Below are 25132 nucleotides of genomic sequence, written 5' to 3' on the forward strand. Positions count from 1 at the left end.
GTGATCGTGGTCACGGTGGCGGAACACTGTTCGCGTCTCGACAGGGCCTTGGCTACCTGCCCATATGTCATGATGCGGGGAGATTCCGACGCGCCGACGGCATTTCGGCTCCCGGCGTGGCGGGTCGCTGACCTGGGGGATCGCCCGGGCGTTCGCGGTGAGGTGGATGTGTGTCGGGTGGGTATGCCATTGTCGGAAGCGTTGCAACTGCATCCGGGGCAGTCGGCGGATGCGTAGCCATCGCTGTTTACGGGTGCAAAGTACTTCGGCGCGTAGCAATTTCGGACATCTCCGAGCGTTGCGCGCCGGTGCGGTACAGGCTCGGGGCGTAAGCAGGAAGGCACAACACCATGACGGCGGACCGATTGATCGCGGGACGGTATCGACTCACGGATCCGATCGGCACAGGTGCCATGGGGGTTGTCTGGCGCGGCACGGATGTCCGGCTGCGCCGGACGGTCGCGGTGAAGCAGCTCATCCTCGCGCCTGGGCTGACCCGCTCGGCGGCGCTGGAGGCGAAGTTGCGCGCCATGCGCGAGGGCCGCATCGCCGCCCGGCTGCATCATCCGAACGCGATCACCGTCTTCGACGTCGCCGAGGAAGACGGCCAGCCGTGGCTGGTGATGGAGTACATGAACGCGCCGAGCCTGGCGGCCAAGCTCTCCGGCAAGCGCACGCTGGCGCCCACCGAGGTGGCCAAGATCGGCGCGCAGGCCGCGGGGGCGCTGGCCGCCGCGCACGAAGCGGGCATCATGCACCGCGACGTGAAGCCGGCGAACCTGCTCGTCGGTGACGACGGCACGGTCAAGATCACCGATTTCGGCATCTCCCGCGCGGTCGGCGATGTCACGGTGACCGCCACCGGCTTCCTCGCGGGCACGCCGGCCTACCTCGCGCCCGAGGTGGCGCGCGGCGAGAACCCGGAACCGGCCTCGGACGTATTCGCCCTCGGCTCAACGTTATACGCGGCGGTCGAGGGCCTGCCGCCGTTCGGCGAGGGGGACAACCCGCTTGCCGTGCTGCACGCCGTCGCGCGCGCGGAGATCGCGGAGCCGAAGGACGCGGGCGCGCTCGGCCCGGTGCTGATGCGGCTGCTCGCGCCCACCATCGATGCCCGCCCGACCATGCGCGAGGCGCAGCAGGCGCTGGAAGCCGTTGCGGAGGGCCGAGTTCCGACGCTCGGTCCGCCGCCTTCGACGAAGGTCATGCCCGCCCCAGGCGGGGACGGCGCGACCACCGTGCTGCCGCGCCCCGGTGCCGACAACGCGAACGCGACCGCGGCCACCACCGTGGTGCCCGCCGCCGCGCTGACGAATCCGCCTGTCGCCGAGTCCGTTTCCGTGCAGCCGCCGATTCCGCCCGGCCGGGCCGGCGCCACGCTGCCCGCCGGTTCGGGTGCTATGCCGGAACGCAACCGGGCGCTGCTGCTCGGCGCGGGCGCGTTCGTCGCGGTGCTCGTCGTGATCGGTCTGGTCGCCCTCCTGGTGCGAGGCAACGGCACCGACGGCGGCACCGCGGCCCCGCCCGGACCCAGCAGCGCGGCCCCGGCCGTCGCGGGCCCGCCGCCCGCCACCGACGCGCCCGCACCCCAACCGCAGCAGCCGCAGGAGCCGGCGCCCACCACCGAACCGACGCCCACCTCGAGCACCGGCCCGAGCCCCACGCCCACGCCGTCTTCGGCCCCGCCGTCTTCGTCGGCCAAGCCGCCGACCACCACGGTCACCGCGACCCCCTTCGGCCCGCCGACCCCGGAGAAGGTCGCGCAATTCGTGCAGGGCTACTACGGCATGCTGCCCGGCAATCCCAGCGCCGCGTGGTCCCAGCTCGCGCCGTCGTACCAGGGCGTGGCCGGTGGTTACAACGAGTACGTCCGCTGGTGGGGCACGATCAGCTCGATCACCGTCCGTTCGGTGACGCCGAACGGCGAGAACCGTGCCGTCGCGTCGCTCGTCTATGTGAAGAAGAGCGGGGAGACGGTGAACGAGACCCGCTGGTTCCAGGTCTCCTCGGAAAACGGCCGCATGCTGATCACCGCCTCGGGTACGTGAGCGGGCCGCTCGGGGCGTGGTAGAGGCCACAACTCGGCAACTGGCCACGGTGGTGGTTCGGGGGCGACGGTTATCGTGGCTACGGCCTGATCGGTAATCGGACGAGGAGATGTGTGACCGCGCGACCAGCTGCTGTTTTGTGGGATATGGACGGCACGCTCCTGGATTCGGAGAAACTCTGGGACGTCGGCGTGCGGGAGCTGGCCACCGAACTCGGGCACGAGATGACCGACGAGATCCGGCATGCGCTGATCGGCGCGTCCGGGGACGACGCGATGCGGATCATCTTCACCAGTCTCGATATCGATCCGACGCCGGTCGCCGTGCAGGAGGCCGCCGAATTCCTCGATCGGCGGGTGGCCGAGCTGATGACCGGGCCGATTCCGTGGCGGCCCGGTGCCAAGGACGCGCTCGCACTGGTGCGTGCGGCCGGTCTTCCTTCCGCCCTCGTCACCAATACCAAGCGGTCGCTCGCCGAGTTCGGACTGGACACGCTGGGCCGCGATTTCTTCGACCTCTCGGTGTGCGGTGACGAGGTGTCGCGCGGCAAACCGGAACCGGATGTCTATCTGCGCGCCGCCGAACTGCTCGGGGTCGAGCCGCGACACTGTGTGGCCGTGGAGGATTCGCCGACCGGTGTCCGGGCGGCGCACGCGGCGGGGTGCGCGGTGCTCGTGGTGCCCTGTGAGATCGCGGTTCCGGACGGACCGGGACGGATGTTCCGCGATTCGCTCGTGGGACTTACCGTCGCCGATCTGGAACGCGCTTTGTTGCTGCGCGACTGAGCATTTCGGTGCCGCAGCGGCCTCGTCGGGGAACGCGACGGCGGGTGAAACCGGCCCGCGGCGCTCGGAGTCGATCATGGTCGGCGCGCGACACACCCGAGCGCGTTTGCCGAGAGTTACTGTGCCGCAACGGTAGTGCGCCCAGCTGATACCTGTGACCGCGATCACCGGCAATCTCGGCGAATCTCGGGCGTGTCGTCCGCTCGCTCTACCAGAATGTCGCCATGGCAGCCACGGGTGTGCTCGACGAGATCGTTGATACCGCTCGGTATCCACTGGCGGATGCGGCGGACCCGGGCCGGCAGGCTGCGGTGGCAGCGGCGCGGGCGGAACTGGCCGCGAGCGGATGTACCGTACTGCGCGGTTTCATTCGGCCGGAACTCACCGAGACCCTGCGCGCGCAGGGCGCGGCGATGGCCCCGCACGCCTATTACGAAGTAGAGCGGGTCAATGCCTACAACATCCCGCTGGACACCGAACTGCCCGACGATCATCCCGGCCGGATCGTGCTGGAACGCGGCAACGCCTTCGTGCCGCGCGACCGCATCCCCGGCGACGCGCTGATCCATCGGCTCTACGTCGACGCACGGTTCCAGCGCTTCGTCGCCGACTGCTTCGACCTGGCCGAACTGCACGAGTTCGCCGACCCGCTGGCCGGCCTGTGCCTGAACGTCGTCGCGCCGGGCATGTCGCACCCGTGGCATTTCGACACCAACGAATTCACCGTCAGCATGCTCACCCAACCCGCGGAGGCGGGCGGGATCTTCGAGTACTGCCCGAACATTCGTACGCCGGAGGCCGAGCGGCTCGACGATGTGCGTGCGGTGCTCACCGGCTCGGGCGCATCGCTGATCCAGCGGCTCGAGCTGCGCCCCGGCGATCTGCAACTGTTCCGCGGCCGCTTCTCACTGCACCGGGTCTCGCCCGTCGACGGTGCGGCACAGCGGCATTCGGCGATCTTCGCCTACACCGACCGGCCCGGGGTGATCGGCACGGTGGAGCGCACCCGGCAACTCTTCGGTCGAGTACTTCCCGACCATCTGGCCGCCGCGGCCGACGTCGTCCGCGGTGACCGATTGCTCGACTGAGCCGAACGGCCCGATCGTCCACGTCGATCGGGAAACACCGCTCGACCCGAGAGGAACGACTGTGGCAGTGCCGTTACACACGACCGGGAAAGCCTCCTTCGACGATATCTACGAACGTCCCGATCCCCGCGACTACTACGCCCGCATGTCCGACCTCGACTATCGCATTCCCGAACTGGCGAAACCGATTTTCCAGCAACAGATCCGGGAGTACCGCGCGTCTGCGCGGGTGGCCACGCCCACGGTGCTCGACATCGGCTGCTCCTACGGCGTCAACGCCGCGCTGCTGCGCTTCGACACCACAATGCACGACCTCACCGAGCACTATCGCACCGCCGACGGCGACCGTGCGGCGCTGATCGCCCGCGATCGCGCGGAACTCGGCACCGCCGACGGTCTGCCCGATGTCCGCTTCCTGGGCATGGACGCCTCCGCGCCCGCGCTCGGCTACGCCGAGCAGGCGGGACTGCTGCACGACACCGTGCACGCCGATCTGGAATCCGGTGAGCCCACCGACGAGCAGCGCGAGCTGCTGGCGAGCGCGGACCTCATCATCTCCACCGGCTGTATCGGCTACGTCACCGAGAAAACTCTGGCCCGAGTCGCCACCGCCCATCCGCGCCGCCGCCCCTGGATGGCACACTTCGTGCTGCGCATGTTCGACTTCGCGCCGATCGCCGCCGAACTCGCGGCGCTCGGCTACCGGACCGAGCAGGCGCCCGGGCTGTTCGAGCAGCGCAGGTTCGCCTCCGTCGCGGAACAGACCCAGGTGCTGAACACTTTGTCCGCCAAAGGGATCGACACTACCGACCGGGAAACCGAAGGCTGGCTCTACGCCGGCCTGTATCTATCGCGACCGTTGCCGAAGCACCACGCCGACACCGAGGACCAGCATTGACCGAACGCACCTTCGCCGCCGACGACACCCTGCCCCGGGTGCCCCTGCCGACGCTGGAGGCCAGCTGCCACCGCTTTCTGGAGTGGTGCGCACCGCTGCTCACCGCCGATGAACTGGCCACCACCGAGGCAGCGGTCGCCGACCTGCTGCGCCCGGACAGCCCCGCGCGCACGCTGCACGCGGCGCTGGCCGAATACGACGCCACGCCCGGCGTCGGCAGCTGGCTGGACCTGTTCTGGCCGTCGCGCTACCTGGGCCGGCGCGATCGGATCGCGCTGAACGCGAACTTCTTCTTCCTGTTCCGGGAGGAGACCACGCTGGCCACCTCGACCGGTGCGAACCAGGTAGCGCGGGCGGCGGGGATCATCAGCGCCGCAGTCGATTACAAGCTCGCGCTGGACCGGGAAGCGATCCCGCCGGTGCTGCAGCGCGGGCAGGCGCTGTCCATGTGGCAGAACAAGTACCTGTTCTCCGAGACCCGGATTCCCGGCGCCGAACAGGACAGTGTGCGCGTCCCGTACAGCGCCGAATGGCCGGGGCCCTCGACCGCCAAGCACGTGGTGGTCTTCTTCCGCGGCAGCATGTTCCGGATGGACGTGCTCGGCGCCGACGGCGCGCCCTACTCGCTCGACGATCTCGCCGACGGCCTGCGCGAGGTGCTCAAGGCCGGCGCCCGCTCGACCCGAACCGATTCCGCGGTAGGGCATCTCACCACCAAGGCCCGCGCCGAATGGGCGGCGAGCAGGCAGTCGCTGCTCGCCGAACCGGCGAACGCGGCGGCCCTCGACACCATCGAGACCGCGCTGTTCTGCGTCTGCCTGGAGGATTTCGCGCCGCGCGACGAGCTGCACGCGTGCGATCAACTGCTGCACGGCGACAGCGCGAACCGCTGGTTCGACAAGTCGGTGTCGTTCATCGTCTTCGGCGACGGCCAGGCGGGCATCAACATCGAGCACTGCGGGCTGGACGGCACCACCATCCTGTCCTTCGTGGACGCGATGCTGGAGACCTCGGCGCAGGAGCACGCCGCCCGATCCGGCGCGCGGGCCCAGGGTTTACCGGCCGTCGAGCCGATCGAGTTCGTGCTGGACGCGGCACAGCGTAACGACATCGCCGCCGCGGGCGCCGATTTCGCGCGGTACGCCGCCGACAACGCCACGCAGACCGTCTCTTTCACCGATTTCGGTACCACGCGGGCCAAGCAGCTCGGCATCTCGCCGGACGCGTTCGCGCAGTTGAGCTATCAGCTCGCGCACCGGCGCAGCAAGGGAATCACCGGCGCCACTTACGAATCCATCGCCACCCGGCAGTACCGCAACGGCCGCACCGAGGCGATGCGGGTGATCACGCCGGAGATGGTGGCGTTCGTGGACGCGATGCAGGACGAGTCCGCCGATCGGGACGCGCGGCTCGCGGCGGCGCGGACCGCGGCCTCCGCGCACGTGGCCAGGGCCAAGCAGTGCCAGGCCGGTGACGCGCCGGAACAGCACCTGTGGGAATTGCAGTGGATCCAGCGTCGGCGCGGCGCGGAACTCGGTGTCACCGAGCCGATTCCGCTCTACGACAGCCCCGGCTGGACGATCATGCGTGACGACTACCTGAGCACCAGCTCGGCCCCGTCGGTCAACATCCGCTACTTCGGTTTCGGCTCGACCAGCCCGCGCTGTATCGGTGTCGCCTACGTCCTGCTGCCCGACCGCTGGAACCTCTACCTCGCCACCCCCACCGCGGTCGCCGACCAGATGCACGCCTTCGCCGACCACCTCCGCACCGCCGTCGCCGATCTGGAGGCACTGCTCAGCCCGAGCTGATCGGTCTCGACCCGGAACGCCGGAATCCAGCAAGGCGCCGACTGCGGTGCTCAGCTCGGTTCCGGCGTTCGTCGTCCGGCGCCGCGTCGGTCACTCGAGAGCCGACGTCATCTCGGCGCTGCGGCGGCCGGTTCAGTCAGCCGCGGTTCCGCGCACCGTTTCTAACCTTCCGCACCCCGACTCGCCGTGCGACACAACGTGTTTCGCGACGAAAGGGTGCGGGATCTCGGAACATCGGCTCAGACGTCGTCGATGTGCCGCCGCGCCGCGCGGGCCAACGCGGTGTCGGCTTCGTCGGCGATCCTGGTCAGTACGTCGGCGGCCGGTTCGATCGCAGTGATCAGGTCGACGCCCTCGCCGGCCCACACCGGGATCGCGGCGGGGTCGTCGCGGCGGACGGCGTCGAGGTAGACGTCTTGGGCGGCGGTGTCGGCGCGCAGTTCGTCCTCGCGGTCCTGCCAGCGGTCGAAGAACGGATTGCGCAGCATGCGTGCGGTGTACTTCGCGGGCCAGGGGGAGCGACGGGCGATATCGAACACCCGGTTGCGGGAGGTGTCGTCACCGCGTGCGGCCACAATCGCCTTCGCCTCCGCGGCGGAGAGTATTGCCTCGTGGGTCGCCTCGAACCGCGTGCCGATCATCGCGCCGGCCGCCCCTAACGTGAGCGCGGCGGCCAGACCGCGACCGTCCGCGATACCGCCCGCGGCCAGCACCGGAATGGGATGCACCAGGTCGGCGACGGTCGGCACCATGGTCAGTGTCGAGCGTCCCGCGCCGTGCCCGCCGGCTTCGCCGCCCTGCGCGACGATCACGTCCGCGCCGACGTCCGCGGCCCGCCGCGCCTCGTCGTGGTCGGTGACCTGCACCAGCAACGCCGCGCCCGCGGCGCGCACCGTCTCGACGAACGGCGTCGGGTCGCCGAACGAGAGCAGCACCGCTCGCGGCCGGTACTCGGCGAGCGCCCAGCGCAGCGTCGCGTCGTCGATCGCCCAGCTCAGGAACCCGATACCCCACGCCGAGCGCGCCTGCTCCGCCACGATCGCCAGCTCACGTTCGAGCCATGCCCGATCCCCGCTGCCGACCAGCCCCAGACCGCCGGCATTGGATACCGAAGCCGCCAACGCACCGCCGGCCACACCGCCCATGGGCGCCAACACCATCGGATGCCGCAAATCGAACATTTCCGTCAACGCAGTCCGCAACCCCATACCCCCATCATCCCCACCCGCGTCGCGTGCGGTCGTCGAGGGGGAACTGGTGGCGGCAACGCCCGAGTGCGCTACGCCACCAGTTCCCCCTCGCCGAAGCGGGGCTGGCAACGGCCCCGCACACCGGTCTGAAAGAATGACTTATCGTGAAGAACTTCGAATCCCTGTTCGCCGAGCTGCAGGATCGTGCGGTCAACCGCCCCGAGGGGTCCGGCACCGTGGCCGCGTTGGACGCCGGCGTGCATAGCCAGGGTAAGAAGGTGCTCGAGGAGGCCGGCGAGGTCTGGCTGGCCGCCGAGCACGAGAGCGACGAGTCGCTCGCCGAGGAGATCTCGCAGCTGCTGTACTGGGTTCAGGTGCTGATGGTGGGTCGTGGGCTGAAGCTCGAAGACGTGTACCGACATCTGTGACGGCCGTCTTGTTCCGCAGTCTCTCTCCGTGAAAGGACCTCAACCATGCTGCGCGTCGCAGTCCCCAACAAAGGCGCCCTGTCCGAAGCCGCCACCTCCATCCTGGCCGAGGCCGGTTACCGCAAACGCACCGATGCCCGCGACCTGACCGTGCTCGACCCGGCCAATCAGGTGGAGTTCTTCTTCCTGCGGCCCAAAGACATCGCCATCTACGTCGGCTCCGGCGAACTCGATCTGGGCATCACCGGTCGTGACCTCGCCCTCGACTCCGGCGCGCCGGTCAGCGAGCGGCTCGCCCTCGGTTTCGGGCGCTCCACCTTCCGGTACGCGGCGCCCGCCGGGCAGGACTGGAAGGTCGAGGACCTCTACGACAAGCGCATCGCCACCTCGTACCCGAATCTCGTGCTCGCCGATCTGCAGCGCCGCGGCATCCAGGCCGAGGTGATCCGCCTCGACGGCGCGGTGGAGATCTCGATCCAGCTCGGTGTCGCCGACGCCATCGCCGATGTGGTCGGCTCGGGTCGCACCCTGCGTCAGCACAACCTGATCGCGTTCGGCGAATCGCTCTGCGATTCCGAGGGGGTGCTGATCGAGCGCACCGGCTCGGACCAGCAGGAGAAGGCGCGTAACCAGCTCATCGCGCGCATCCAGGGCGTCGTCTTCGGCCAGCAGTACATCATGCTGGACTACGACTGCCCGAAGGAACTGCTCGACGCGGCCGTGGCGATCACTCCCGGGCTGGAATCGCCGACGGTGTCGCCGCTGGCGGACGAGAACTGGGTCGCGATCCGCGCCATGGTGCCGCGTAAGCAGGGCAACGAGGTGATGGACCAGCTCGCCGAGCTGGGCGCGAAGGCCATCCTCGCCTTCGACATTCGCTCCTGCCGCGCCTTCTGAGACCCCTCCCGTACCCGTCCCGTCCCGTCCCGTACCCGTCCCGGCCGGGACGGGTACGGGACGGGTACGGATTATCGGCGTCTGGTTTGTGATGTCGGATACCGCAGCGCGGGCAGGCATTACGGCCGAGCAGGACGAGAGCGGAACGGACGCCGCGTCTTCGGCCGCGGTGCGCTCGGAAACGGCGGCATTGCAAGCGGTTTCGCGGCCCACCGGCACGGCGATCGTGGCGGGCATCGCGGTGGTCCTCGTGCTCGGCGCGCTGACCCGCTACTTCGACACCCAGGTCCCGCGGTGGGCGGTGGGCACGCCGCTGCAGCGGGTGGCGAAGTCGATCGAGTTCCCGGTGTACGCCATCGCGATCGGCCTGCTCGGCAACTCGCGCTGCGCGACCGGCTTTCGGCCGGGTTCCGCACCGAATTCTTCATCAAGACCGGTGTGGTGCTGCTCGGCGCCTCGATCAACCTGAAGATCCTGGTGACCGCGGCGGGGCCGTCGATCCTGCAGGCTGTTGCCGATCACCGTGGTGTTCGGGTTCACCTGGTGGCTGGGCGGGCGGCTCGGGCTCGACGACAAGCTGCGGGCGCTGCTGTCCTCCGCGGTGTCGATCTGCGGCGTGAGCGCGGCCATCGCGGCGGCGGGTGCGGTGCAGGCGCGGCGCGAGCAGATCGCTTACGCGGCCTCGCTGGTGATCATCTTCGCGCTGCCGTCGATCTTCCTGCTGCCGTGGCTCGCGGACGTGCTGGGACTGTCCGACGCGGTGGCGGGCGCGTGGATCGGCGGCAACATCGACACCACGGCGGCGGTCGCGGCCTCCGGCGCCATCGCGGGGGAGCAGGCGCTGCAGATCGCCACCATCGTGAAGACCACGCAGCACGCGCTGATCGGCCTGATTCCAGTTCGCGCGCCCGGGTGTGGGGGATCGCGGTTACCGCGTCCGGCCTATTCCCCTCGACTTCACGAAATGTTCACGATGTGTCGGCAACACTGTGCGGTGTGTCGGGCGAAATACACGGAGAGAACGTCGGAGCGCGGTGGCGGATGCCGACGATGAGCTATGGGAAGGCGTCGATGGAAGCGGAGACCGAGCGGGCCGTCGGCATCGAGTACGGCAGGCCGGAATCCGTCGTCGGCGCGCCGGTGTGGCCGCGGGTGCGCAACATCCTGATCCTGGCCGGTGATGTGGTGGGCGTCGTCGTCCTGATCGTCGCGGTGGCGCTGATCGGATCACACGGCACCGCACTGGATTTCATGACGATCTTCACCGGCCACTGAACGGTCAGTCGGCGACGGCGTCGGCGAGGGTCTCGGCGGGGGACTCGTTCGCTCCGCCGTCCGGCCAGCCCGGGTAGGGCGGTGGGGTGCCGCCGAATTCGGGGCACAGCGGTTTGTAATCGCAGTACGCGCACAGCCAGCCGGGGTTCGGCTGGAACTCCCCGGTGCGGCCGGCCTCGCGGATGGCCTGCCACAGCGCGGACAGGGTGCGTTCGAAGCGCAACAGCTCCGCCTCGTCCGGCGCGTAGGTGAGGATCTGCTCGTCGGCCAGGTAGATCAGGCGCAACTGGGCGGGCACGATGCCGCGGGTGCGCAGCACCACCAGCGCGTAGAACTTGAGCTGGAACAGCGCCCTGGTCTCCTGGGTCGGCCCGGGGGAGCGGCCGGTCTTGTAGTCGACCACGCGCAGTTGTCCGGCGGGCGCCACATCGATGCGATCGACGAAGCCGCGCAACAGAACTCCGTCGTCGAGTTCCACCTCCACGCGAGCTTCCCGTGACTCCGGGTCGAAGCGCGTCGGGTCCTCCAGGCGGTAATAGGTCTGCACCAGGGCGCGCACCTCACCGAGAAATCCGTCCAGCTCGGCGTCGGTGATCAGCGTGGCCACCTCGGGATGATCCGCCGAGATCCGGGACCAGGCGGGGACCACGAGCGTGTCCGCGCGCTCCGGTCGCCGCTCGGGCGCGGGCAACCCGTACAGATCCTCCAGCACCGCGTGCACCATGGTGCCGCGCACCGCGTGCCGCGTCGGCGCCTCGGGGATCCGGTCGATCGCGCGGTAGCGGTACTTCAGCGGGCACTGCTTGAAATCCATTGCCCGCGAAGGCGACAGCGCGGGACGCGAACGACTCGCCGGTGCGCCAGGGGTGAGCGGCGGTGTGCCGTCGACAGGGGGCCTGGACACGGGCGAGCTCATACCTGGCAGGCTATCCGGCGGCACCGACAAGCCGGTGCGCGACCAGCAGAGCGTTGCTCTTCAGCGAACGGAGATACATGACGGCCAGACGGACCGGGCCATTCACCACCGGTGACCGGGTACAGCTGACCGATGCCAAAGGCCGCCTGTACACGGTGGTCTTGGAGCCGGGCAAGGAATTCCACACCCATCGCGGCGGTATCAAGCACGACAGCTTGATCGGCGCCGACGAAGGCTCGGTGGTGAATTCGACCAACGGCACTCCGTATTTGGCCTTGCGCCCCCTGCTGATCGATTACGTGCTGTCGATGCCGCGCGGCGCCGCCGTGATCTACCCGAAGGACGCGGCGCAGATCGTGCACGAGGGCGATATGTTCCCCGGCGCGCGGGTATTGGAGGCCGGCGCCGGTTCCGGCGCGCTCACCTGCTCATTGTTGCGTGCGGTCGGCCCGCAGGGTGAGGTCGTTTCCTACGAAATCCGCGAGGATCACGCCGAGCACGCCATCCGCAATGTCGAGACTTTCTACGGCGAACGCCCGGCTAACTGGTCGCTGACCGTCGGGGATGTGGCCGATTACGACGGTGCGCCCGTCGATCGCGCGGTGCTCGACATGCTCGCGCCTTGGGATGCGCTACCGGCAGTGTCGAAGGCCCTGGTCCCCGGCGGCGTGCTGATCGTTTATGTGGCGACCGTCACGCAATTGTCCAAGGTCGTCGAGGCGCTGCGCGAACAGGAGTGCTGGACCGAGCCGCGCTCGTGGGAGTCGATGGTGCGCGGCTGGCATGTGGTCGGCCTGGCGGTGCGCCCGGAGCATCGCATGCAGGGCCATACCGCCTTCCTGGTGAGCGCACGCCGCCTCGCGGAGGGCACGGTGACCCCCAAGCCGCAGCGCCGCCCGTCCAAGGGCTGACGCGCGCGCTGAGACCGCCTTCACCGCGACCGGAAGATCCCCCTTCGATCGGTATCCCTACCCGGTGAGCCGACCGATCGAAGGTCGCGGCGTGCGGCGAAGGCGGTCGCGTCGATCAGGCCGGGACGCAGGGCGCCTGGGCGAAGCCCAGCAGCAGGCAGCCGCTGGCGTCGGAGAGCTTCCAGGTGCCGCCGACGTTCTCCCACGTGAGTGGCATCGCGGGCGCGGCGCCGTGCGGCGAGGTGATGGTCACCTGCGCGGTGGCGGTGCTGCCCTGGGTTGTGACATCGGCCACTGCGTAGGTCAGGGTGCCGTATCCGGCCAAAGCCTTGTTCATCTGATCGATGTTCGCCGTACGCTTTTCGCCGTCGACGATGAGCTTGGCCTTGTCCGCGGTGGGTACCGCGGGATCGGACAATTCGACGAGCACGGCCTGCAACGAGTCGGCGGTCGGCGCGCCCGCCGCGGCGCTCGGCGCGGCACTGCTCGAGGCCACCACGCTGGAGGAAGAGGACTTGGTATCGGATTTGCCGTCATCGGAGCCGCAGCCCGACAGCCCGGCGGTAACGGCGAGCGCGGCCGCAGCGGTAGCAACAGAAACGCGCAGAATTCTGGTGGAAGGGAGCAATTTCAGCAACCTTTCGGCTCGGTCGGCGAGCGGGCTCACCGAGTTCGGGTTAGGGCAGGCTAACATGGTCATCCGGCGGTCGATCGCAGCCCAGATGTGATCACGACGAAACCATGTCGGAAAGCGAGAACGGTTCGCGCCCGGTAGCGTTGATAGACCGGGACTGGGAGGAGCAGCACATGAGCCCCATCGAGAATTCGGATTCGGCGGCCTGGAGAGAGCTCGAGGCAGTACGTGCCGAGGCCGCTGCGCTCCGAAGGCAACTCGCCGATTCGCCGGATCGCGCACGGGAATTGGAAGCCCGCATCGATTCGCTGACCATTCGCAACACGAAGCTGATGGACACCCTCAAGGAGGCGCGCCAGCAGCTGGTCGCGTTGCGTGAGGAAGTCGATCGGCTGGGTCAGCCGCCGAGCGGCTACGGCATCCTGATCGGCGTGTACGACGATCAAACGGTCGACGTGTTCACTTCGGGTCGCAAGATGCGGTTGACCTGTTCGCCGAACATCGAGACCTCGACCCTCGAATACGGTCAGACCGTCCGCCTCAACGAGGCGCTCACGGTGGTCGAGGCCGGCGTCTACGACGCGGTCGGCGAGATCGGCACCCTGCGCGAGATCCTCGACGACGGTCGCCGCGCGCTGGTGGTCGGCCACGCCGACGAGGAGCGCGTGGTCTGGCTGGCGGGTCCGCTGGCCAAGGTCGCCGAGATGGACGATCTGGAAGACCCCGACTCCCCGATTCGCAAACTGCGCCCCGGTGATTCGCTGCTGGTGGACACCAAGGCCGGCTTCGCGTTCGAGCGCATCCCCAAGGCCGAGGTCGAAGACCTTGTGCTGGAAGAGGTTCCGGATGTCGACTACGGCGACATCGGTGGCCTCGGCCGGCAGATCGAGCAGATCCGCGACGCGGTCGAACTGCCCTTCCTGCACAAGGATCTGTTCCGGGAGTACGCGTTGCGCCCGCCCAAGGGCGTGCTGCTCTACGGTCCGCCCGGTTGCGGTAAGACGCTCATCGCCAAGGCGGTGGCCAACTCGCTGGCCAAGAAGATCGCCGAGGCGCGTGGTGAGGATGCCAAGGAAGCCAAGTCGTTCTTCCTGAACATCAAGGGCCCCGAGCTGCTGAACAAGTTCGTCGGCGAGACCGAGCGCCACATCCGGATCATCTTCCAGCGGGCGCGCGAGAAGGCGTCCGAGGGCACGCCGGTGATCGTGTTCTTCGACGAGATGGATTCCATCTTCCGCACCCGCGGTTCGGGCGTGTCCTCCGATGTGGAGACCACGGTCGTGCCGCAGCTGCTCTCGGAGATCGACGGTGTCGAGGGCCTCGAGAACGTCATCGTGATCGGCGCCTCCAACCGCGAGGACATGATCGACCCCGCGATCCTGCGGCCCGGCCGGCTCGACGTGAAGATCAAGATCGAGCGTCCGGACGCCGAATCGGCCCAGGACATCTTCTCGAAGTACCTGGTCGAGGATCTGCCGCTGCACGCCGACGACGTCGCCGAGTTCGGCGGCGACAAGGCGATGTGCATCCGCGCCATGATCGATCGGGTGGTCGAGCGGATGTACGCCGAGAGCGAGGACAACCGCTTCCTGGAGGTCACCTACGCCAACGGTGACAAGGAGGTCCTGTACTTCAAGGACTTCAACTCCGGCGCCATGATCCAGAACATCGTGGACCGGTCCAAGAAGTACGCCATCAAGTCCGTCCTCGACACTGGCAACCCGGGCCTGCGCATCCAGCATCTCTACGATTCGATCGTGGACGAGTTCTCCGAGAACGAGGACCTGCCCAACACCACGAATCCCGATGACTGGGCCCGCATCTCGGGCAAGAAGGGCGAACGCATCGTCTACATCCGCACCCTGGTGACCGGCAAGAACGCCAGCGCCAGTCGCGCGATCGACACCGAGTCCAACACCGGCCAGTACCTGTAGGACACCCACGAAAAAGCCGCGCTCCCCTTGGGAGCGCGGCTTTTTCTTTCATGCCGTCAGCGGAGGCGGACGTTGGTGACGATGCCGAAGAGGCCGATGTTGGGGCTGCCTTTGCCGAGGCAGGAGACGGAGACGCCTTCGGCCAGGTTGCCGAAGGCGTATTGGGTGTAGGGGCCGATGACGGGCTGGAAGCCGTAGGTGAGGTGGAAACCGTTGCAGTCCAGGTCGACCACGCCCCAGCGGGCGGGGTCGCCGGGGCAGGTGACGGTGGCGCCGGTCAGTTGCCGGTCGAAGGCGCAGCCCTGGGCGTTCGCGGTGCCGGTTCCGGTGGCGACGGTGACGGCTGCGGCACCGAGGGCGACGCCGAAGACGGCGGCCAAGCCGCGCTGGCGCTTGTTCATATGTCCTCCTTGGTCGGAATGACCTGATCATGGCCGGTGGTCGCGGCGGGGGAGTCCTCCGAACGGACGACTGCGGGTCGGAGATCGGGGCAGACTTGGGCGCATGACCAAGGAGATGAATCTGTCGGCGATCGTCGAGACGACCTCGGGCCCGGTGCGGGGCATCGCCGAAGGTGGCGTGACGGCGTATCGGGGTGTGCCCTATGCCGAGGCGAAACGGTTCGGCACGCCGGAACGGGCCGCTTGGACAGGCGTGCTGACGGCGGACGAATTCGGCCCGGCCGCACCGCAACTCGCCTCCCGGCTGGAACGGGTGATGGGTCCGTTCGAGGTGCCGCAGGCCGAGGATTGCCTGTCGCTCAACGTGTGGGCCCCACCCGGCGACGGCCATCCCGTGCTGGTGTTCCTGCACGGCGGCGGATTCTCCAGCGGCGCAGGCAGTCTCGACTGGTACGGCGGCGCGGAGTTCGCGGCCCGCGGCGAGGTCGTCGTGGTGACGGTGAACTATCGCCTCGGTGTCCTCGGCTATCTGCGCCTGCCCGGCATCAGCGACGGCAACCTCGGGCTGCTCGATCAGGTCGCCGCCCTCACCTGGGTGCGCGAGAACATCGCCGCGTTCGGCGGCGATCCGGATCGGGTGACGGCCGCGGGCCAGTCGGCGGGTGCGATCTCGCTGGTGGCGTTGCTCTCGGGCGAACCGGGCCGCGGGCTGTTCCAGCAGGCCATCTTGCAGAGCACGCCGCTCGGCATGGTGCCGGCGACACCGGAGGAAGCCGAGCAGACGGGCGTGAAACTGTTGCAGGAGTTGAACATCGAGGCCGCCCAACTCGACGCGGTCCCGGTGGCCGACCTGCTCGCCGCGCAGTTCGCGGTCGCGAGCCGAGCCCCGTCGGGGATCCTGCCGCCGTTCCAGCTGACGGGTGACGGGACGCTGGTCGCCGCCGACCCGGTGGCTGCCGTCGGTCGCGAGGTGGACATCCCGATCCTGCTGGGCACGACGCGCGACGAGGGGGCGGCCTTCCTCCCCGACGATCGCGACGCCATGGCGGCGGCGACGGAACACGTCTTCGCCGGTCCGGCCAGGCAGCTGGCTGCGACGCTCGAGGCGCGCGGCGTGGCGCCGTGGCTGTTCCGGTTCGACTGGCAGCCGGCCGACAGCCCGTTCGGCGCCTGCCACTGCCTCGAGCTGCCGTTCCTGCTCGGCGACGCGGCGGCGTGGCGGGCCGCGCCCATGCTGCGGGGCGAGCGTCCGCAGCAGCTGGTGGACGAGATGCGGGACAGCTGGCTCGCTTTCGTCACGACGGGTGATCCGGGCTGGTCGCGCGGCGACACCCGGCACTTCACTGGCTGACCGTGTTAATATCTGGCCGTGCGGTCAGAAAATAGTACGGACGGCCAGCGAAAGTCGTTCATCGAGGAGGCGCGGCGCCGGCAGATCATCGCGTCGGCGGTGGAGGTGATCTCCGAGGTCGGGTACGGCAGCGCGTCGCTGGCGCGGATCGCGGAGCATGCCGGGATCTCGAAGGGGGTCATCTCCTACCACTTCGCGGGCAAAGACGAGCTGATGACGCAGCTGGTGGTGCAGCTGTACGTGTCCGGTGCCGAGCACATCGGCCCGCGGGTCGAGGCGGCGGTCGGGCGGCGGAACAAATTGCTGGCCTACATCGAATCCAATCTGGCTTTCATCGACGCCAACCGGACCTACGTCGCGGCGCTGACCGATGTCGTCTGGAACCTGCGTGACGCGCACGGCAGCCCGAAGTTCGCCTCGGCCGAAGGGGAACGCGAGATCATCACCCCGCTGATCGACCTCATGCTCGAGGGGCAGCAGGCCGGTGAGTTCGGCGAGTTCGACGCCGTGGCAATGGCGAAGTCCATTCGCGACGCCATCGACGGCGCGGCCGGCCGGACGATCCGGGAGTCCGGCTTCGATATGACCGCGTATGCCGCGCACATGTGCCGGCTGTTCGACCTGGCTACCCGGAAGGTGGGTGACCATGACTGATGTTGCGCAAGAACGAACGTCGCGCGTGGATGCGCGAGATCCGCTGCCGCCGTTCGCGTTCGCCGGCGTCGGGGTGATCGCGCTCGCCTCGACAGTCGGGCTGATCGCCGCGCTGAACCGGTACGGATTCTTCGGTGACGAACTGTATTTCGTGTCCGCCGGGCGCAGGCTCGCCTTCGGCTATGCCGATCAGGGGCCGCTGCTGCCCGCGATCGCCCGGCTGATGGATCTGCTCGCGCCGGGATCGGTGACAGCGCAGCGTATTCCGGCGCTGCTCGTCACCATCGCCGCGATCGTCATCAGTGCGCAGATCGCCAGGGAGTTCGGCGGCTCCCGCACGGCGCAGACGCTGACCGCCGCCGCCTATGCGACGTCGCCGTTCCTGCTGGTGCAGGGCACGCAACTGGCCACCAACACGATCGACACCGCGCTGTGGGTGCTGATCAGCTGGCTGCTCATCCGCTGGGTGCGCACCAGGCAGGACGCGCTGCTGCTGGGGGCATCGCTGGCGACCGCGCTGGACATGCAGGTGAAGTGGTTGATCCCGTTCTTCTGGATCGCCGTCGCGATCGGCGTGCTGTGCTATGGGCCTCGCGAATTGCTTCGGCGGCCCGCGCTGTGGCTGGGTGCGGCGCTGGTCCTGCTGGTCAGCATGCCGAGCCTGCTCTGGCAGGCGAGCCACGACTGGCCGCAGCTGCGCCTCGGCGCGGTGATCGCCGAGGAGCAGGCCACCATCGGCGGTCGCTACACCTGGTTGCCGCTGGCGCTCGTCATGGCCGGACTGCTCGGCGCCGTGCTGCTGATCTACGGAATCGTGGTCCTGTTCCGCTGGGAACCATTGCGGCCGTACCGGTTTCTGGCGCTGATGCCGATCGTGCTGGCCGTGGTGTTCATCGTCACCGACGGCAGGCCGTACTACGCGGTCGGGTGCTATGCCGCGATCATGGCGGCGGGTGCGGTGCACTGGACCGAGCACCGGGCGCGCTGGCGCACCTTCGTCACGGTTCCCCTGGTCGTGGTCTCCGCGGTGATCGTGTACTTCTCGCTGCCGTTCACGCCGGAGTCCGAAATCGAACCGGCGAAGAGCGACGCCGACGTCGGCCTGAACCTCTCGATCTACGGCCGGATCGGCTGGCCCGAACTCGCCGCCGACGTCGCGACCGCGTTCCGGTCGCTGCCCGAGCCGGTCCGCGCGGACACCGTTCTCATTGCCGACTCCTATTGGCAGGCAAGCGCTCTCGACGTGTTCGGCGAAGCGGACGGACTTCCCGCGGTCTACAGCCCCAACCGCGGATTCGGCTACTTCGGCACCCCGCCCGACACGGCGACCACGGTCCTCTGGGTGGGCGGCGAGGAAGCCGACCTGCACGCCCTGTTCGGCTCGGTGACGCCGATCGGCCGCGCGGACGCCCGCCTCGGCATCCCGGGCCTCACCCGGGACGCGACGATCTGGCGCTGCGAGCAGCCGCGTCGTCCGTGGTCGGAACAGTGGCCGGAGATGTTGCGGCTGAACTGATCTCGCGCCTGGCATCGGGCTCGGCGAAATTCGGTGGCGGCGCACGCCGGCGCTCTGTCACGCTTCGTCCATGGTCGACAAGGTCTTCACCGACACACGGCTGGCGGCGTTGTACGACCTGTTCAGTCCGGCCGACGGGCGGGCCGATTTCGAGTTCTACCTGCCGTTGGTCATGAGCGCGCGGTCCGTGCTCGACCTCGGCTGCGGCACGGGCACGCTGCTGCACCGGGCGCGCGCGGCCGGGCACACCGGGCGGCTCTGCGGCGTGGACCCGGCCCCGGGGATGCTCGAGGTGGCACGGTCGCGCGCCGATATCGAATGGGTGCTCGGGGATATCGCGGCCGTGCGGGACCGGGACCGGCAGTTCGACCTCGTGGTGATGACCGGGCACGCGTTCCAGGCCCTGGTGGACGACGACGAACTGCGGTCCACCGTCGCGACCGTCGCCGCGGTGCTGCGGGAGACCGGAAGCTTCGTCTTCGAAACTCGCAATCCCGCTGTGCGGGAATGGGAAACGTGGGATCGCCGATATTCGGGGGAGGTCACCGACGACAGCGGCGCGGTCGTGCGGTGCGTGTGCGAGGTGCTGGAACCGGTGGCGGGCGATCTCGTTTCGTTCACCCACACCTTCAGCAGCGCGGGGTGGGCGCGGCCGGAGGTCAGCCATTCCACCTTGCGGTTTCTCGATTCGGCAGGGTTGGCGGAGCTGCTGTGCGGTGCGGGATTGATCGTCGCCGAACAGTTCGGGGACTGGGATCGGCGGTCGCCGGCCCCCGACTGCCCGGAGATCATCACCGTTGCGCGACATCCTCGATCGCAGGCGTGACCCGGTCACCGACTTTCCGCCGTTGCAGCCCGGCAAACCTGCCGTCGCGCCCGGGTATTTCGACTGGATCCGCAACTCGACCTACACCGAATACCGGAAGCGCTGGAGCATCCGCGAGCGCTACCCGAACATGCAGGTGCCGGTGCTGCACATCGGACCACAGGTGCCGGACATGACAGTGGCGGCGCCCCGGGGGACGCCGCCACTGCTGTCTTAGTTACGAGTGGTGGCTACGGATTTCAGCACGACATTACTGACCGGTGCACCGTCCGAACCGCCCTGCGCGCCCGCGGCGGCCACCGACGTCAGGACGTCCATGCCGGCGGTGACGTGGCCGAACGGGGTGTAGTTCGGCGGCAGCTGGCTGTCCTGGTAGACGAGGAAGAACTGGCTGCCGTTGGTGTTCGGGCCCGCGTTCGCCATCGCGACCGTTCCGGCGGGATAGGTTGCGCCCGCGAGATTCTCGTCCGGGAACTCGTAGCCGGGGCCGCCCCTGCCGGTGCCCTGCGGGTCACCGCATTGCAGCACGTAGATGCCTGCCGTGGTGAGGCGATGGCACTTGGTGTTGTCGAAGTACTGCTCGTTGGACAGGAACGCGAACGAGTTGACCGTGCGCGGTGCGCGCGCAGGGTCAAGCGTGAGTTGCACGTTGCCGCAGGTCGTGTCGAGGTTCGCCGTGTAGGTCGCACCGGTGTCGATGGTCATGCCGGGCTCGGCGGGCCACTGCTTGCCGTTCGGCGCCACACCCGCATCCGCGCATTGCGCGGGTTGCTGCGTCCGGACGCTCCAGGTCTGCGCGGACACACCACCGCTGGCGAACGCCGCCAGCGCGGCGGCGACCGCTGCCACGCCGACCATTCGTAGGACCCCACGCGGTACCCCGAACCGCCAACCGTGCTTTCCGCTGTCGCTCTGCCGCCCCTGGACTTCGCTGCTCACCGCTAGAAATCTCCTTCGATCGGGTTGCGCACCGGACGATGCCGTGCCGAATCATTCCATCTCCCCGCCCAGAACGGGCCTGGACGGTGGTGATCGGCCGGAAAACATCCGACGACACCCACCCCAACAGTGGTCGCAGGGCCCGGCCCGGCCGGATGTGCACACGACGCTGACGGCGTCACCTGCACCGGGTTTCCCGCGCGGGGGTCGGGGGTTTCAGGGGCGGCGGATGCGGCGGTAGGTGGGGGCGGCGGTGGTGGCGGCCGCGAGTTCGGTGGCCAGCCAGTCCATGTCGGCGTCGGTGAGTGTCGCGGTGGTGATGCGGAGATGGTCGGTGGGCGGGAGTGGGCCGACCATGAAGGGGCCGCCGGGGGCCGCCTTGATACCGGCGGCGGCCAGCGAGATCATGGCGGCGTTCTCGTCGGCGACCGGCAGCCACAGGTTGATGCCGTCGGCGCGGGCGACGGGGACACCGCGCCTGGCCAGGGCGCGGCGCAATTCGGTCGAGCGCCTGCGGTATTCGGTGCGGGCCGCGGTGACCGTGTGAACCGCGTGCTCGTCGTCGAGCATGCTGAGCAGCACCCGCTGTAGCAGCCGGCTCGTCCAGCCCGCACCGAGCATGCGGCGTTCGATCACCGGATCGAGCAGTTCGGCGGGCCCGCCCACGGCGGCCAGGCGCAGATCGGCGCCATGTGATTTCGAGTACGAGCGGATGTGCACGGTGCGGCCGGGGAGCCTGCCGCCGAGCGATCGCAGTGGGGCGGCGGCGATTCCGGCGGAGTGGTCGTCTTCGAGCACCAGGGTGCCGTTACCTTGCAACACGTCGGCGAGTTCGCGGATGCGCCGCGCGGTGATCGAGACACCCGTGGGGTTCTGCGCCCGCGGTTGCAGGATCAGCGTCGTCGCCCCATGTGTGGCGACCGCACGATCGAGTTCGCCGGGCAGCAGCCCGGATTCGTCCATCCGCACCGGTATCGGCCGCGCCCCGAGCCCGGCCAGCAGATCGAGAAACGGTGGGAAACAAGGATCTTCGACCGCGACCGCATCGCCGAGCCGCACATGCGCAGTCAATATCCGGTCGACCGCGTCCAGCGCACCGTCGAGGATCGCGAACCGTTCGGCCCGAAACGGCCAGTCCGCCCGCACCTTCGCCGCCAGCTCGGGCAGGACCGCTTCACCGAGATAGTCGGCCCCGAGATCGCTCGCCCCGTCCCGGGTGAGCCGCCGCAACGCCGCGCCGAGGTCGGGCAGCAGTTCCGGATCCGGCGTGCCCCGCGACAGATCGACCCGAAAAGCGCTGTAGGACGGCGGATGCAAGCGCTGATACCGCCCGCCGGTCATCGCGGCGGGCCCACTGCTCGCCGTGCTCACGAACGTCCCCGCCCGCCCCCGCGCGACGATCACCCCCGCGGCCGCCAGCGCCCGCCAAGCCTGATTCACCGTCGCGGGTGAAACCTTCCACTCCCGCGCCACCTCCCGCACCGTAGGCAGCCGCGCCCCCGGCCCCAACTCCCCGGACCGGATCAACCGGCTCACCGCCGCCGCGATCCCCGCCGCCGACCGATCCGTCAAGTCCGCAATGAACGCCCCCTCACCCACCACCGGCTCAACGCTCACACCCACCCCCTCCCAACCCCGTCCCCCCGCCAACACCCACACGACACCCCGAAACGCGCACTGCCCCAAGGTCCCGCGCACGTATCGCCCTCCCGCGCGCGTGCCGGTCGAATGACACACACGCGGCGTGCCAACAAATGCGCGGCGATCCGAGAGGTGCGCACCGGAGCACGAAGTGTGCGGTAGTGGTCGAACCGCGTCCGCAGCTTCGGAAGGCTCGTTGCCGCCAGGGATCTGGGCACGCTGGTGCCGGAGTGGGCGCCTCGCAAGCCCGGCCCCGCCAGTCCTCCGGCTCCGGCCGAGGTGCACAGCAAGCCAGACGCACCCTTTCTGCGGCTTCGCACCCCTTGCGGCCTGCCACAGCGGGTGCGAAGCCGCAGAAAGGGTGCGTCATCCTTCGAACGGCGTCGCGGCTGCCGCCGCCCGCCAACTGGCGCATCGCACGTCGCCGATCCGCCAACTGGTGCATGGCACGTCGCCGACCCGTCAACTGGCGCACGGCACGTCGCCGACCCGCCGACCGCCACACCGCACCTCCCTGAACGCGAACCCGCGTGCGGAACCGTGGGGGGTGTGGAGGGCGGGTTCGGCTTGCTCACATGGTCATTCTGCGTCGGGGGCGGGGGCCGAGGGGCAAGGTTTACGGCAACGAAATTGTTTCCGCAATTCTGTAACACAACCGAATTGGTCGGGAGTGAAGTATAACAAAGCATGGGAATCGTTCGAGCGGCGCTCGTCCAGACCAACTGGACCGGCGACAAAGAGTCCATGATCAAAGCGCACGAGGATTACGCACGGCAGGCGGCCGCGCAGGGCGCGAAGGTGATCTGCTTCCAGGAGTTGTTCTACGGCCCGTACTTCTGCCAGTTGCAGGACGCGAAGTTCTACGAGTACGCGGAGTCGGTGCCGGGCCCGACCACGGACCGATTCGCCGCGCTGGCAAGGGAATTGGGCATGGTAATGGTCCTGCCGGTGTACGAGCAGGAACAGCCGGGCCTGCTGTACAACACCGCGGCGGTGATCGACGCCGACGGCACGTATCTCGGCAAGTACCGTAAACATCATATTCCGCATGTCAATGGGTTCTGGGAGAAGTTCTACTTCCGTCCGGGCAATGTGGGCTGGCCGGTGTTCGACACCGCGGTCGGCAAGGTCGGCGTCTATATCTGTTACGACCGGCATTTCCCGGAGGGCTGGCGCGCGCTGGGTCTGGCGGGCGCCGAGATCGTGTTCAATCCGTCGGCGACCTCGCGTGGTTTGTCGGCCTACCTGTGGAAGCTGGAGCAGCCCGCGTCGGCGGTGGCGAACGAGTACTACATCGGCGCGATCAACCGGGTCGGCATCGAGGAGTACGGCGACGACGATTTCTACGGCACCAGCTATTTCGTCGATCCGGAGGGCAAGTTCGTCGGGGAGGTCGCCTCCGATACCGACCCGGAGCTGGTCATCCGTGATCTCGACCTGGACCTGATCAAGACGGTGCGCGACCGGTGGGCGTTCTATCGCGACCGCAGGCCCGACGCCTATGGCCCGCTGGTGGCGCCCTGAGGCCGGTGACGCTCCCATGACGCTGACATTCATCCACGGCGGCACGGTGGTCTCGGCCACCGGTTCGCAACTGCTCGATGTGCTGGTGGACGGCGAAACCATCGCCGCCGTACTGCAACCCGGCACCACGACCCTCGGCGCGGACCTCGCCGCGACCGCCGATGTCGTCCTCGACGCGACCGGCAAGTACGTGATTCCCGGTGGCGTGGACGGGCATACGCACATGCAGATGCCGTTCGGCGGCACCGAGGCCTCGGACACGTTCGAGACCGGCACCCGTGCGGCCGCCTGGGGCGGCACCACCACGATCGTCGATTTCGTGGTGCAGACGCCGGGGGAGCGGTTGCAGGACACGCTCGGCGCCTGGCATCAGAAGGCGGGCGGCAAGTGCGCCGTCGACTACGGCTTCCACCAGATCATCGGCGAGGTGAACGACGAATCCCTGAAGGGGATGAGCGAACTGGTGTCGGAGGGCGTCACCAGTTTCAAGCTGTTCATGGCCTATCCGGGCGTCTTCTATTCCACCGACGGCCAGATCCTGCGCGCGATGCAGGCGGCGGGCGATCTCGGCGCGCTGCTGATGATGCACGCGGAGAACGGGATCGCCATCGACGTGCTGGTCGAGCAGGCCATCGCCCGCGGCGACACCGCCCCGTACTTCCACGGGACCAGCCGGCCGTGGCAGATGGAGGAGGAGGCCACCCATCGCGCGATCATGTTGGCGCAGTTGACCGGTGCGCCGCTGTATGTGGTGCACGTGTCGGCGAAGCAGGCGCTGGAGCAGATCGCGACCGCACGCGGCAACGGCCAGAACGTGTTCGGCGAGACGTGCCCGCAATATCTGTACCTGTCGCTCGAAGAGCAGTTGGGCGCACCGGGTTTCGAGGGCGCCAAGTGGGTGTGCTCGACGCCGCTGCGGGCCAGGGCGGAGGGTCATCAGGACGAGCTGTGGCGCTACCTGCGCACCGGCGACGTGACCACGGTCAGCACCGATCACTGCCCGTTCTGCATGAAGGACCAGAAAGAAATGGGCGTCGGCGATTTCAGCAAGATCCCGAACGGGATCGGCGGGGTCGAGCACCGGATGGATCTGATGTTCCAGGGCGTCAAGAGCGGCCGGATCTCGCTGGAACGCTGGGTCGAGGTCTGCTGCACCACGCCCGCGCGCATGTTCGGCATGTATCCGCGCAAGGGCGTGATCAGCCCGGGTGCGGACGCCGACATCGTGATCTACGACCCGAACGGGCACACCAGCATCGGGCTCGGCAAGACCCATCACATGAACATGGATTATTCGGCGTACGAGGGCTTCGAGATCGACGGTCACGTCGATACCGTGCTGTCGCGCGGCCGGGTGATCGTCGACGCCGGCGAGTATCGGGGCAGCGCCGGGCACGGCCGGTTCGTCAAACGCGCGCTGTCGCAGAACCTGATCTGATTCCGCGGCTGGCCCCGCCCAGCCGCA

The 25132-nt window shown here is 68.6% G+C and carries 23 protein-coding genes and 1 pseudogene; 18 read left to right on the forward strand and 6 right to left on the reverse strand.

Annotation, left to right across the window (positions count from 1 at the left end):
* Positions 1-350: 350 nt before the first annotated feature.
* The 5 genes from TY25_RS24845 (at position 351) to TY25_RS24865 (ending at position 6630) form a co-directional block, all read left to right on the forward strand.
* Complete coding sequence (locus TY25_RS24845; protein WP_042259765.1) at positions 351-2048, forward strand: serine/threonine-protein kinase; 1698 nt, start codon at positions 351-353, stop codon at positions 2046-2048.
* Between the two features lie 146 nt (positions 2049-2194).
* A complete protein-coding gene (locus TY25_RS24850) occupies positions 2195-2833 on the forward strand; it encodes an HAD family hydrolase (protein ID WP_042259766.1) in 639 nt (212 codons plus the stop codon).
* Between the two features lie 224 nt (positions 2834-3057).
* Positions 3058-3921, forward strand: a complete 864-nt coding sequence (locus TY25_RS24855) for a HalD/BesD family halogenase (protein WP_042259768.1) — start codon at positions 3058-3060, stop codon at positions 3919-3921.
* Positions 3922-3982: 61 nt separating this feature from the next.
* The gene (locus TY25_RS24860) at positions 3983-4819 is read left to right on the forward strand and encodes a class I SAM-dependent methyltransferase (RefSeq protein WP_201773701.1); all 837 of its coding nucleotides are present in this window, start codon (positions 3983-3985) and stop codon (positions 4817-4819) included.
* Positions 4816-6630: a choline/carnitine O-acyltransferase gene (locus TY25_RS24865; RefSeq protein ID WP_042259771.1), complete on the forward strand. Its 1815-nt coding sequence runs from the start codon at positions 4816-4818 to the stop codon at positions 6628-6630. Before TY25_RS24860 ends, TY25_RS24865 begins: the two co-directional genes overlap by 4 nt.
* Positions 6631-6869: 239 nt before the next feature.
* Here the strand turns inward: TY25_RS24865 and TY25_RS24870 are convergent, their stop codons facing one another.
* Positions 6870-7838, reverse strand: a complete 969-nt coding sequence (locus tag TY25_RS24870) for an NAD(P)H-dependent flavin oxidoreductase (protein WP_042259774.1) — start codon at positions 7836-7838, stop codon at positions 6870-6872.
* Between the two features lie 146 nt (positions 7839-7984).
* On the opposite strand from TY25_RS24870, the gene TY25_RS24875 reads away from it, so the two are divergent.
* The 4 genes and pseudogenes from TY25_RS24875 to TY25_RS24890 all read left to right on the forward strand — a co-directional run bounded on the left by TY25_RS24875 (position 7985) and on the right by TY25_RS24890 (position 10420).
* Entirely contained in the window at positions 7985-8248 is a 264-nt protein-coding gene (locus TY25_RS24875) for a phosphoribosyl-ATP diphosphatase (RefSeq protein ID WP_014986213.1), read from the forward strand.
* A 45-nt stretch (positions 8249-8293) separates the two neighbouring features.
* Entirely contained in the window at positions 8294-9145 is an 852-nt protein-coding gene (hisG, locus tag TY25_RS24880; RefSeq protein WP_042259776.1) for an ATP phosphoribosyltransferase, read from the forward strand.
* Positions 9146-9236: 91 nt separating this feature from the next.
* Positions 9237-10046: pseudogene (locus TY25_RS24885) on the forward strand (YeiH family protein); the annotation flags it as partial.
* A gap of 149 nt (positions 10047-10195) precedes the next feature.
* Positions 10196-10420 carry a hypothetical protein gene (locus TY25_RS24890; protein WP_088606750.1) on the forward strand — a complete coding sequence of 75 codons (225 nt, stop codon included), beginning with the start codon at positions 10196-10198 and terminating at the stop codon, positions 10418-10420.
* 4 nt (positions 10421-10424) lie between these two features.
* Here the strand turns inward: TY25_RS24890 and TY25_RS24895 are convergent, their stop codons facing one another.
* Entirely contained in the window at positions 10425-11336 is a 912-nt protein-coding gene (locus TY25_RS24895) for a RecB family exonuclease (RefSeq protein WP_042259780.1), read from the reverse strand.
* 77 nt (positions 11337-11413) lie between these two features.
* Here TY25_RS24895 and TY25_RS24900 point away from each other — a divergent pair, with 77 nt between their 5' ends.
* Entirely contained in the window at positions 11414-12247 is an 834-nt protein-coding gene (locus tag TY25_RS24900; RefSeq protein WP_014986208.1) for a tRNA (adenine-N1)-methyltransferase, read from the forward strand.
* Between the two features lie 115 nt (positions 12248-12362).
* On the opposite strand, the gene TY25_RS24905 is transcribed toward TY25_RS24900, so the two are convergent.
* Entirely contained in the window at positions 12363-12947 is a 585-nt protein-coding gene (locus TY25_RS24905; RefSeq protein WP_226887285.1) for a WKL family lipoprotein, read from the reverse strand.
* A gap of 107 nt (positions 12948-13054) precedes the next feature.
* Here TY25_RS24905 and arc point away from each other — a divergent pair, with 107 nt between their 5' ends.
* Complete coding sequence (arc, locus tag TY25_RS24910; RefSeq protein WP_014986206.1) at positions 13055-14815, forward strand: proteasome ATPase; 1761 nt, start codon at positions 13055-13057, stop codon at positions 14813-14815.
* Positions 14816-14871: 56 nt separating this feature from the next.
* On the opposite strand, the gene TY25_RS24915 is transcribed toward arc, so the two are convergent.
* On the reverse strand, positions 14872-15216 hold the full coding sequence (locus TY25_RS24915) for a hypothetical protein (protein ID WP_042259783.1): 345 nt from the start codon (positions 15214-15216) through the stop codon (positions 14872-14874).
* A gap of 103 nt (positions 15217-15319) precedes the next feature.
* On the opposite strand from TY25_RS24915, the gene TY25_RS24920 reads away from it, so the two are divergent.
* The 5 genes from TY25_RS24920 to TY25_RS24940 all read left to right on the forward strand — a co-directional run bounded on the left by TY25_RS24920 (position 15320) and on the right by TY25_RS24940 (position 19780).
* Complete coding sequence (locus TY25_RS24920) at positions 15320-16567, forward strand: carboxylesterase/lipase family protein (RefSeq protein ID WP_052383173.1); 1248 nt, start codon at positions 15320-15322, stop codon at positions 16565-16567.
* 18 nt (positions 16568-16585) lie between these two features.
* Positions 16586-17221 carry a TetR/AcrR family transcriptional regulator gene (locus TY25_RS24925; RefSeq protein WP_042259784.1) on the forward strand — a complete coding sequence of 212 codons (636 nt, stop codon included), beginning with the start codon at positions 16586-16588 and terminating at the stop codon, positions 17219-17221.
* Positions 17214-18737 carry an ArnT family glycosyltransferase gene (locus tag TY25_RS24930; protein WP_042259786.1) on the forward strand — a complete coding sequence of 508 codons (1524 nt, stop codon included), beginning with the start codon at positions 17214-17216 and terminating at the stop codon, positions 18735-18737. Before TY25_RS24925 ends, TY25_RS24930 begins: the two co-directional genes overlap by 8 nt.
* 70 nt (positions 18738-18807) lie before the next feature.
* Complete coding sequence (locus TY25_RS24935) at positions 18808-19563, forward strand: class I SAM-dependent DNA methyltransferase (RefSeq protein ID WP_042259789.1); 756 nt, start codon at positions 18808-18810, stop codon at positions 19561-19563.
* Positions 19535-19780: a hypothetical protein gene (locus tag TY25_RS24940; RefSeq protein WP_042259790.1), complete on the forward strand. Its 246-nt coding sequence runs from the start codon at positions 19535-19537 to the stop codon at positions 19778-19780. The genes TY25_RS24935 and TY25_RS24940 overlap by 29 nt, the downstream gene beginning before the upstream one ends.
* Here TY25_RS24940 and TY25_RS24945 read toward each other — a convergent pair.
* Together TY25_RS24945 and TY25_RS24950 are read right to left on the reverse strand one after the other, a co-directional pair.
* Entirely contained in the window at positions 19777-20502 is a 726-nt protein-coding gene (locus tag TY25_RS24945) for a peptidylprolyl isomerase (RefSeq protein WP_226887286.1), read from the reverse strand. The two genes, TY25_RS24940 and TY25_RS24945, sit on opposite strands and share 4 nt — an antisense overlap.
* A 216-nt stretch (positions 20503-20718) precedes the next feature.
* Positions 20719-22119: an aminotransferase-like domain-containing protein gene (locus TY25_RS24950; protein WP_042259981.1), complete on the reverse strand. Its 1401-nt coding sequence runs from the start codon at positions 22117-22119 to the stop codon at positions 20719-20721.
* 711 nt (positions 22120-22830) lie between these two features.
* On the opposite strand from TY25_RS24950, the gene TY25_RS24955 reads away from it, so the two are divergent.
* Positions 22831-23667, forward strand: coding sequence for a nitrilase-related carbon-nitrogen hydrolase (locus TY25_RS24955; protein WP_042259795.1), 837 nt, complete (start codon positions 22831-22833; stop codon positions 23665-23667).
* Between the two features lie 16 nt (positions 23668-23683).
* Entirely contained in the window at positions 23684-25105 is a 1422-nt protein-coding gene (gene hydA / locus TY25_RS24960; RefSeq protein ID WP_042259983.1) for a dihydropyrimidinase, read from the forward strand.
* Positions 25106-25132 lie beyond the last annotated feature (27 nt).

This window comes from Nocardia brasiliensis NBRC 14402, assembly GCF_000308475.2.
Lineage (GTDB): Bacteria > Actinomycetota > Actinomycetes > Mycobacteriales > Mycobacteriaceae > Nocardia > Nocardia brasiliensis.